Genomic DNA, 8,893 nt, shown 5'->3' with positions numbered 1-8,893 from the left:
GGTACTGCACTGGAGACGGTGTGGAAGAGTAGGTCGCCGCCGGGTAATATGGCTCCTTGGTCAAGCGGTCAAGACACCACCCTTTCACGGTGGTAACAGGGGTTCGATTCCCCTAGGAGTCACCATTTAAAATTTTAATATGTGCAGGTGTGGCGGAATTGGCAGACGCACTAGACTTAGGATCTAGCGCCTTTGGCGTGGGGGTTCGACTCCCTTCACCTGCACCATAAAATTTAATAGATATGCGGGTATGGTTCAATGGTAGAACGTCAGCCTTCCAAGCTGAACACAGGGGTTCGATTCCCCTTACCCGCTCCATTTTGCGTCTTTAGCTCAGCTGGATAGAGCAACGCCCTTCTAAGGCGTGGGCCAGGAGTTCGAATCTCTTAAGACGCACCATAAATTATTGGGATGTCGCCAAGCGGTAAGGCATAGCACTTTGACTGCTACATGCGTAGGTTCGAATCCTGCCATCCCAGCCATACAATTAAGGTTCTTCTTTAAAAGAAGAATTTTTTTATTTTATATAAGTATAATTTATTTTATTTTTGTAAAAAATATCAGAGTATTGACAGTAATGATGTTTATTGCTATAATATTACAGTAAAGTATAAAAAGTTAAATTTAATATATGGCTCCTTGGTCAAGAGGTTAAGACATCGCCCTCTCAAGGCGGAATCAGGGGTTCAATTCCCCTAGGAGCTACCAAATTTTAAAACGTTTCAATTAACTATTGAAGCGTTTTATTTTTTTATTTTAAAGATTTAAATATATATTTACATTGAACAAAGTATAGAATAATACATAACTCTATAACTTAGTTTATAAAACCTGCTCAAATAAAGTATACTTCACTTTAAGCTAGTAGTTGAGGAAAATCTAACTTTGAAAAATTTACACATATAGATAAACTTACATTAATTAATAACAATGTATATAAAAAATTAATAACATTGTGGATAATATAATTGGATAAAATAAAAATGCAGTATAATTAAATATAATAATATTTGATTTCTTACAGTAGGATGTATAATAATTAATAAAATAAAGGAGTAAATTTAAGAAAAATATGTGAGAAATGTGGATAATTTGTGTGGATATGTTGATAACTTATATAAAGTGAGGATAATAATGATATACAATAATATTATTAAAGCAGAATTTATTAAAAGACCCAATAGATTTATAGCTTATGTTAAAGTAAATGGAGAAGAAATAATGGTACATGTACCTAATACAGGGCGATGCAGAGAAATACTTATACCAAAGAGTACTGTGATTTTAAAGGAAGGTAAAAATCCAAATAGAAAAACTAAATATGATTTAATAGCTGGATATAAAGATAACAAGATCATAAATATAGATTCACAGATACCTAATTATGTAGTTGAAGAAGCATTAAGAAATGCTAAGATTAAAGAACTAAAAAATTACCCAATAATAAAAAGAGAAAAGACCTTTGGTAAAAGTAGGTTTGATTTCAAGCTTTCCAATAAAAAGAATGAAGAATATTATCTTGAAGTAAAAGGAGTAACCTTTGAAGATAATCGACACTGTATGTTTCCTGATGCTCCAACAGACAGGGGAAGAAGACACTTATTGGAACTTATTGATGTGAAGAAAAGTGGCAAAGGAGCAGGAGTCTTATTTTTGATTCAGCTGCAAGATGTAGAAACTTTTTCACCTTACGATGATATGGATAAAAATTTTGGAAATGCCTTACGACTGGCACATAAAAATGGAGTTGATATTTTCGTTTATAATTGTAAAGTAGGAGAGAATTATATTGAGTTAGATACAACAGTGGATATAATTTTATGTGATGATTAACAATTCAAAAGGAGTATGTACTAAAAAATATAAATAAATTATAATTATAAATATAAGAATAGCTTATTCATGGAGGGGAATTAATATGAAATTTAACTTTTGCCCTAAATGTGGTACAAAATTAATTATGAGAGATAGCTGGGATGAAGGTGAAGTACCTTATTGTCCAGTATGCGATACTATGTATTTTGATTTACCTAAACCATGTGTTATTGTTGCAGTTATTAAAGATCAGGAGATTCTTTTATTGAAGCAAAGCTATATATTTAAAGATTCAAAGGTTTTAGTATCAGGATATGTTACAAATGGAGAAACTGTTGAGCAGACGGTTGTAAGAGAAGTTAAAGAGGAAACAGGTATAACTGTTGACAATATAAAATATCTTGGAAGTGATATAGTTAAAGAAGCAGAACTTTTAATGCTTACTTATATGGCAAAGTATGTTGATGGTGAAATAAGAAAATCTGATGAGGTAGAATGGGTTGATTGGAGCAATATAGAAGATGCTATTTTTGAAATGAAGGAAGATGAAATAGGAAAGACTGTTGTGAGAAAAGTGTTAAAAGAAATAGGTTATAAGGGAGAAAAAGCATATAGGTGTGAGCTTGAACCTATGGAAGGTATTTTTAAATAATATTTTACCAAAGAACATATGTACCTTTGCCATATAGCATTAATAAGGCAGGGGTTATTTTTTATTAATATAAATTAGAGTATATATTATAAACTAGGGGGAAGAACAATGGCAGTACTAAAAGATAATTGCAGAAGATGTCCAGAATTACTAAATAAAGGGTGTGATGGTAAAGCGCAAGACTGTATGTGTAGAAAATGTCCTAGAAATTTGGGAGAATGTATTGTTACAAAGTATTGTAGGGAAACAGAGTCAGTTATATATGAGGAGGGATTCTATGAGTAATTGTTTTAATCAAAATATAAAGGCTTTTAAAGAATATTTAACTAAGTTGGAATACTTAGAGAGTACAATAGCAGTATTAAGTTGGGATTCAATGGTTAACGCACCTACAGGTGGAATTGATTATAGAAGTCAAATGCTAGGGTATTTGTCAGGAGAAGCGTATAAGATTAGTACATCAGAAAAAATGAAGGAATTTATAGACTACTTTAGTAAGTGTAATGATTTAGATTATGTGACTAAAGCTATGGTTGAAGAAGCTGAAAAAAATTATAACAGAACTAAAAAGATACCAGAGAATGAATATAAAGAATATGTAATAGCAGCATCAAACTCTACAGCAGCATGGGAAGAAGCAAAAGAAAAAGGTGATTTTAATATTTTTAAGCCTCATCTTGAAAAAATAATAGGTTATAAGAGAAAATTTGTTGAGTATTTAGGATATGATGAAAATAAATATGATACACTTTTAGATGAATATGAACCAGGAATTACGACTAAGAAATTAGATGAAGTTTTTAGTGAACTTAGAGATGCAATAGTTGATATTCTAAAACAAATAAACAAATCAGGATATAGGCCTAATACTGAGTTTTTTACAAAGAATTTTCCAAAGAAAGCTCAAAAAGAGTTTTCAGAATTTGTACTGGAAAAAATGGGATATGATTTTAAGGAACGTGGAAGAATAGATGAGTCTACACATCCTTTCACAATAAATTTTGGAAACAAAGATGTGAGAATAACTACAAATTATAATGAAAATGATTTTAGAAGTGCTTTATTCAGCTGTATACATGAAGGAGGTCATGCTATATATGAACAAAATATAGATGACAGCTTAAAGGGAACTATGCTGGCTAAAGGAGCTTCTATGGGAATACATGAGTCTCAATCAAGGTTTTATGAAAATATTATAGGTAAGACTAAAGAATTTTGGAGTTATTTCTATCCAGAAGCTATAAAAAGATTTACTCAGTTTAAAGATATAACATTAGAGGAATTTTATAAAGGAATAAATTTTGTAGAGCCATCACTTATCAGAACAGAAGCAGATGAGCTTACATATAGTCTGCATGTCATTATAAGATATGAAATAGAAAAAGAATTAATAAATGGAGTTATTGAAGTTAAGGATTTACCTGAAATATGGAATGCAAAATACAAAGAATATTTAGGAATAGAGCCTGAAAATGATGCAGAAGGTGTACTTCAAGATATGCATTGGTCAGATGGAAGCTTTGGATATTTCCCAAGTTATGCTTTAGGAAATCTTTATGGAGCTCAGTTCTTAAATAAGATGGAAAAAGATATACCTGATTTATATGAGAAAATAGAAAAAGGCAACTTATATACTATACATGAATGGCTTAAAGAAAATATTCACAAATATGGTGCAGTGTATAAGCCAGAAGAACTTATAAAGAAAGTTACTGGTGAAGAATTAAATGCTAAATATTTTATTGAATACTTAAAAAATAAATACTCTGAAATATATAATTAGCATATCATACGGAAAAAACATATAATGCTAGAAACTCATTTCTAGCATTATATGTTTTTATTATTTTTTGTTTAAAAATATTTAATAAATTTTAGGTATTTTATTTTATTTTTTGAGAAAACTATATTGAGTTTAAGAATTTTAAAGGTCGGTGTTTAATAATGATTTCTAATGAAGTAAAAATGATAATAGCTCAAAATTGTTTTCAATATGAACCTAGATATGCCATTTCAATGTTTAGCATGGGAACACTATCTGAAAGTTGTACTAATTGTCAAAACTTTACTAATGGAAAATGTGCAAAGGGATTATTTAATCAGGTTATGGAAACAATAAGTAGGAACTAATTTTAAGGAGGGATATGCATGAAAGATGCTAGAGATACTAAAGAACCAATGGAAAGAACTATGGAAAGTACTAGTGTGTCTAACCAGCAAATTATAAGTGGAATGGGTGAATTTCCTACAGCTGTAGCTCAACAAAATATGACTGTGGCAGAAAATTGCTCAGGATATCAACCTATAAAGTCAGAAGGTGAATTTGTTTCAGGGTATGTTTCCACAACTAGCTGTAATAATTGCGAAAATTTTAAAAATAGTAAGTGCCAGATAAGCATGTATGATAAAGTTTTAGCTAGTCTGGATGAGAGATAAGTAGTAAAAAGAGTAAAGAGTATGAGTCTTTACTCTTTTAAAAAAAGTTATAGAAATATTATGATTGATTTTGATAAAAAGATATAAATTTTTTATAAGCAGCTATAAATAAATTTATATAATAAATTGATTGATGAGAGATTTATTTATATTGTGTAAAATTATGAAGTAAATCTCTAATACGTGAAAAATTGCGAATATTCAAACTATATAGTATAATAAAAGTGTGACTATATATTTAAAGTCATATATAACAACAGTTAAAAGTTTTTAACAGGATTTTAAAGAATCATTATTTTACTGAGGTACTTAAGTTTAATGTACGGCATAAATTATAGAAACTTATTTGAAGGTAAATAATGCTACAAGCTTTCTGTAGGCGTATCTACGGAGAAAGTTTATATGGAAAAGATAAAGTCTATTTTTAAAAATAAGCTTGTGATCTTTCTAATTCTGTTTGGATATTAAGTTAAAGTGTAGATAATTTTATTTGAACGGATTTATTCAGCTGCGAAATTTTCGCAGTATTTTTTTTTATTTTTGATATAATAAATAAGGATAAAGTGAACTTAATTTAGATGGAGTTTTTACTTTATTTGAATTTTAATTGAACTAGTCTAGAAACTTAACAATTCTTATCTGCCACTAGAGTATTAGAATTGTTAGTTACCGGATAAAAACTGATAGGAGAGTAGAGTATGGAATGGTTAACTAGAACTGAAAGATTAATAGGTAAAGAAGGCATTGAAAAATTAAGTAATAGTAAGGTTGTTATATTTGGAGTAGGAGGAGTTGGAAGTTTTGTTACTGAAGCTATTGCTAGAAGCGGAGTTAGTAACATAGTTTTAGTAGATAAAGATGAAGTAGATATATCTAATATTAATAGACAAATTCTTGCTACAACGAAAACTATAGGTGAGGCTAAAGTTGAGGTGATGAAAAGAAGGATTTTAGAGATAAATCCTAGCTGTCAGGTTAAAACTCATAATATTTTTGTAAATGAAGATAATATTGAAGATATTATAGAAAAAGATACAGATTATGTAGTAGATGCAATAGATACAGTAAGTTCTAAAATATCAGTAGCTGTATGGTGTGAGAAAAATAACATTAGAATAATCAGTAGTATGGGTACTGGAAATAAATTAGACCCTACACAATTTAAAGTTTCAGATATATATAGGACTAATGTGTGTCCCCTTGCTAAGGTTATGAGAAGAGAGTTAAAAAGAAGGGGTGTTAAAGGGCTAAAAGTTGTTTATTCAGAAGAAATGCCTATAAAGATAAGTGAAGCTTATAAAAATGAAACTCAAAGGAAACAATCACCAGGAAGTATTTCTTTTGTACCTTCATCAGCAGGACTTATTATAGCTGGAGAAGTGATCAAAGATATAATATTTAATTCATAACTAAGGAGTGAATCAAGTGAAAAAACAAAGGAATATTGCTGCTATCATATACATATTTATGATGATGATTTTGTCAGCAATGTGTGATAATGTAAGAGGGCCATTCATACCAACCCTTAAGAAAGAATTTGCAGTGAATAATAAAGGAATTTCTTTAATGTTATTAGCATGTTCTTTAGGATATATGTGTTTTACATTTGTAGGTGGCTTTTTATGTGAAAAAATAGGACAGAAAAAGGTATTTATGCTCGGATTTATATTTATGGTTGTTCCACTTGCAGGATTATATTTTTGTAATAATTTTATTGTATTTATTATAGAATTATTCGTACTCAATATAGGACAAGCATTTATAGCCATTGGAACTAATACAATAATACCGATAATTGCTATAGGTTTTCAGGCAATACTTATGAACTTTACTCATTTTTGCTATGGCTTGGGAGCTACATTTACTCAAAGATTCACTGGAATTATGCTCTATAAAGGTATGTCATGGAGACAACTATACTTGATTATTGCAGTAATTTCAGCCATAATGTTTTTAGGGTTTATTTTTGTTAAAGTACCTGAAGCACATAAGGTAAGCAAGAATGAAAAGATAGATTATAAGTCTATATTTAGAAATAGATTATTACATTATTACATGTTGGCATTGGGTTTTTATGTAGCGGCAGAAATGAATGTAGGAAATTGGTTTGTAAATTTTATGCATGATACATATAAATTTGATTCTAATAAAAGTTCTTTTTATATAGCATTATTTTTTGGAACTTTTGCTGTAGGAAGGTTGTTTGGAGGATTTGCAGCTGAAAAGTTTGGATACATGAAAAGTATATTAGTTTCCAGCATTATTGCATTTGTATTATTTATCTCAGGACTTTTTATGGGAGAAGGGGGTATTGGAATTATTGCAATATCCGGATTGTTCTTTGCCATTAATTTTCCTACTGCAGTTTTAACTATAAGCAAAGTTTTTAAAAAAAATGTTTCATATATAACAGGAATAGTGATTATGGGAGCTTCATGTGGAGCTATGATAATAAATGTATTAATTGGAACTTTAAATGATGCAATAGGAGCTTACAAGACATTTTACATTATTCCAATTTGTCTATTATTATGCACTGTGTTTATGTATTTAATTTTTATGAATACTAAAGATATATTGGTGAAAAACAGGAGAGAACAGAATGTATAATGAAGAAAAAGTAGAAGTAAAGGTTACTGAAGGCAAAGATAGAGAATACTTAGTAAAGGATGCATATGGAATAAATATTGGAAGAATATTCATAGTTGATTTAAGTAGAGAAAATAGATTTTGTTGTTTTAGAATAAAATTTTATAAAAGAGAAGAAAAATATTCTAAAGAATTGAAAAAGACTTTAGATTTAATGGTTACATCTTTGTTTAAAAATATGGATTTGTTAAAAATAAATGTTATTGCAGATCAAGATATAATGATTAGTCCATTTACAGAACTAGGTTTTACTTTAGAAGGGATACTAGCCAATAGTTCTATTGCAAATAATGAATGGAGAAGTGAGTTAATATTTGGGGTAGACATTAGTACATTTAAGCAAGACAGGAACATTAATGTTTTAAGGCTTAAGGGAAATAATATTGAACTTAAGAGTTTAACACCAGAAGATTCAAAAGATGTTTTTGAATATTATTTAAGAAATAAACAATATTTAAAGCCTTTTGAGCCTATACGAGAGGATAGCTTTTATACATTAGAAGCGCAGACTCAAAATCTCATAGAAAGCTATAAGCAGTTTCTAAATGGAACTAATATAGAATTTGGAATATATAAAGAAAAACAATTTATCGGTAAAATCAAACTATCAAATGTAGTAAGAGGAATATTCAAGAATGCTTTTGTTGGGTATTCAATAGATGAAAAGGAACAGAATAAGGGTTATATGAAGGAAGCTTTAAAGCTTGTTTTAGAGTATGCTTTTGAAGATATGGAGCTGCATAGAATAGAAGCTACTGTTCTTTTAGATAATGAAAAATCTCAAAGAGTTTTGATAAGCTGTGGATTTAAGGAAGTTGGAATAAGTGAGAAATATTTATTTATAAACGGAAAGTGGAGAGATCATAAAATATTTTACAGAACAATGGAATAGCATATAGCATAAAAGCACTATTTAAGTTATTAGATAGTGCTTTTATATATAATATAGTATGTGTTTAGTTTAAAATACGTATATACGGTACCAGGAGTATCTTCATGCAATAAATAGAGCAAATGAAAGAAAATGATAATAATTGAGATGTAATTCTACATAATAAACTAAAACAAATAGACATGATGGGATTTATTTTGATAAGATATTCCTTGTCGTCGCGAGAGCGGCGGAGAGGAAACAACAAAGTGTGAATTAAGATGATTTGAGAAAATTAAAAGAATTCAAAAAAGTTGTTGACAAGAAGAGATTCAGATGATATACTAAATAAGCTGTCAGATGACGGCAAAGTAATTGGTCTTTGAAAATTAAACAGAAGTAAGATAACAAAGTCAGTCAATTCAAACATGAGTAATAGATTAAACTTTTAAATTGAGAGTTTGATCCTG

The 8,893-nt window shown here is 29.4% G+C and carries 9 protein-coding genes and 6 tRNA genes; all 15 read left to right on the top strand.

Annotated elements, in window-relative coordinates; translation table 11 throughout:
• Positions 1 to 50 precede the first annotated feature (50 nt).
• The 15 genes from OIO11_RS12480 to OIO11_RS12410 all read left to right on the top strand — a co-directional run bounded on the left by OIO11_RS12480 (position 51) and on the right by OIO11_RS12410 (position 8,444).
• Positions 51 to 125: transfer RNA gene (locus tag OIO11_RS12480), tRNA-Glu, on the top strand.
• Between the two features lie 18 nt (positions 126 to 143).
• Positions 144 to 227: transfer RNA gene (locus tag OIO11_RS12475), tRNA-Leu, on the top strand.
• 17 nt (positions 228 to 244) lie between these two features.
• Positions 245 to 318: transfer RNA gene (locus tag OIO11_RS12470), tRNA-Gly, on the top strand.
• Between the two features lie 4 nt (positions 319 to 322).
• A tRNA-Arg gene (locus tag OIO11_RS12465) sits at positions 323 to 399 on the top strand.
• An 8-nt stretch (positions 400 to 407) separates the two neighbouring features.
• Positions 408 to 482: transfer RNA gene (locus OIO11_RS12460), tRNA-Gln, on the top strand.
• A gap of 151 nt (positions 483 to 633) precedes the next feature.
• Positions 634 to 708 (top strand) — tRNA-Glu (locus OIO11_RS12455).
• Between the two features lie 423 nt (positions 709 to 1,131).
• Positions 1,132 to 1,833: a DNA/RNA nuclease SfsA gene (sfsA, locus tag OIO11_RS12450; protein WP_268071784.1), complete on the top strand. Its 702-nt coding sequence runs from the start codon at positions 1,132 to 1,134 to the stop codon at positions 1,831 to 1,833.
• An 85-nt stretch (positions 1,834 to 1,918) separates the two neighbouring features.
• Positions 1,919 to 2,467 (top strand): NUDIX domain-containing protein, encoded by a 549-nt coding sequence (locus OIO11_RS12445; protein WP_268071783.1) that lies wholly within the window; start codon positions 1,919 to 1,921, stop codon positions 2,465 to 2,467.
• Between the two features lie 108 nt (positions 2,468 to 2,575).
• On the top strand, positions 2,576 to 2,752 hold the full coding sequence (locus tag OIO11_RS12440; RefSeq protein ID WP_268071782.1) for a hypothetical protein: 177 nt from the start codon (positions 2,576 to 2,578) through the stop codon (positions 2,750 to 2,752).
• Entirely contained in the window at positions 2,745 to 4,250 is a 1,506-nt protein-coding gene (locus tag OIO11_RS12435) for a carboxypeptidase M32 (protein WP_268071781.1), read from the top strand. Before OIO11_RS12440 ends, OIO11_RS12435 begins: the two co-directional genes overlap by 8 nt.
• A 161-nt stretch (positions 4,251 to 4,411) precedes the next feature.
• A complete protein-coding gene (locus OIO11_RS12430; protein WP_268071780.1) occupies positions 4,412 to 4,597 on the top strand; it encodes a hypothetical protein in 186 nt (61 codons plus the stop codon).
• Between the two features lie 18 nt (positions 4,598 to 4,615).
• Positions 4,616 to 4,903: a hypothetical protein gene (locus OIO11_RS12425; RefSeq protein ID WP_268071779.1), complete on the top strand. Its 288-nt coding sequence runs from the start codon at positions 4,616 to 4,618 to the stop codon at positions 4,901 to 4,903.
• Positions 4,904 to 5,601: 698 nt separating this feature from the next.
• Positions 5,602 to 6,312, top strand: coding sequence for a tRNA threonylcarbamoyladenosine dehydratase (locus tag OIO11_RS12420; RefSeq protein WP_268071778.1), 711 nt, complete (start codon positions 5,602 to 5,604; stop codon positions 6,310 to 6,312).
• A gap of 16 nt (positions 6,313 to 6,328) precedes the next feature.
• Positions 6,329 to 7,513 carry an MFS transporter gene (locus OIO11_RS12415; RefSeq protein WP_268071777.1) on the top strand — a complete coding sequence of 395 codons (1,185 nt, stop codon included), beginning with the start codon at positions 6,329 to 6,331 and terminating at the stop codon, positions 7,511 to 7,513.
• Entirely contained in the window at positions 7,506 to 8,444 is a 939-nt protein-coding gene (locus OIO11_RS12410; protein ID WP_268071776.1) for a GNAT family N-acetyltransferase, read from the top strand. Before OIO11_RS12415 ends, OIO11_RS12410 begins: the two co-directional genes overlap by 8 nt.
• The last annotated feature ends 449 nt before the right edge of the window (positions 8,445 to 8,893 follow it).

It is taken from the genome of Clostridium sp. ZS2-4 (genome assembly GCF_026719745.1).
In the GTDB taxonomy this organism is placed as follows: Bacteria; Bacillota; Clostridia; order Clostridiales; family Clostridiaceae; genus Clostridium_H.
Note: the sequence above shows the minus strand (reverse complement) of the source record. Positions and strands in the feature narration are given on the sequence as shown.

What these genes read in the sequence shown, in the direction of transcription:
- OIO11_RS12445 (WP_268071783.1), top strand. Translation starts at nt 1,919, where the DNA reads ATGAAATTTAACTTTTGCCCTAAATGTGGTACAAAATTAATTATGAGA.
- OIO11_RS12440 (WP_268071782.1), top strand. Translation starts at nt 2,576, where the DNA reads ATGGCAGTACTAAAAGATAATTGCAGAAGATGTCCAGAATTACTAAAT.
- OIO11_RS12410 (WP_268071776.1), top strand. Translation starts at nt 7,506, where the DNA reads ATGTATAATGAAGAAAAAGTAGAAGTAAAGGTTACTGAAGGCAAAGAT.
- OIO11_RS12430 (WP_268071780.1), top strand. Translation starts at nt 4,412, where the DNA reads ATGATTTCTAATGAAGTAAAAATGATAATAGCTCAAAATTGTTTTCAA.
- OIO11_RS12420 (WP_268071778.1), top strand. Translation starts at nt 5,602, where the DNA reads ATGGAATGGTTAACTAGAACTGAAAGATTAATAGGTAAAGAAGGCATT.
- OIO11_RS12425 (WP_268071779.1), top strand. Translation starts at nt 4,616, where the DNA reads ATGAAAGATGCTAGAGATACTAAAGAACCAATGGAAAGAACTATGGAA.
- OIO11_RS12435 (WP_268071781.1), top strand. Translation starts at nt 2,745, where the DNA reads ATGAGTAATTGTTTTAATCAAAATATAAAGGCTTTTAAAGAATATTTA.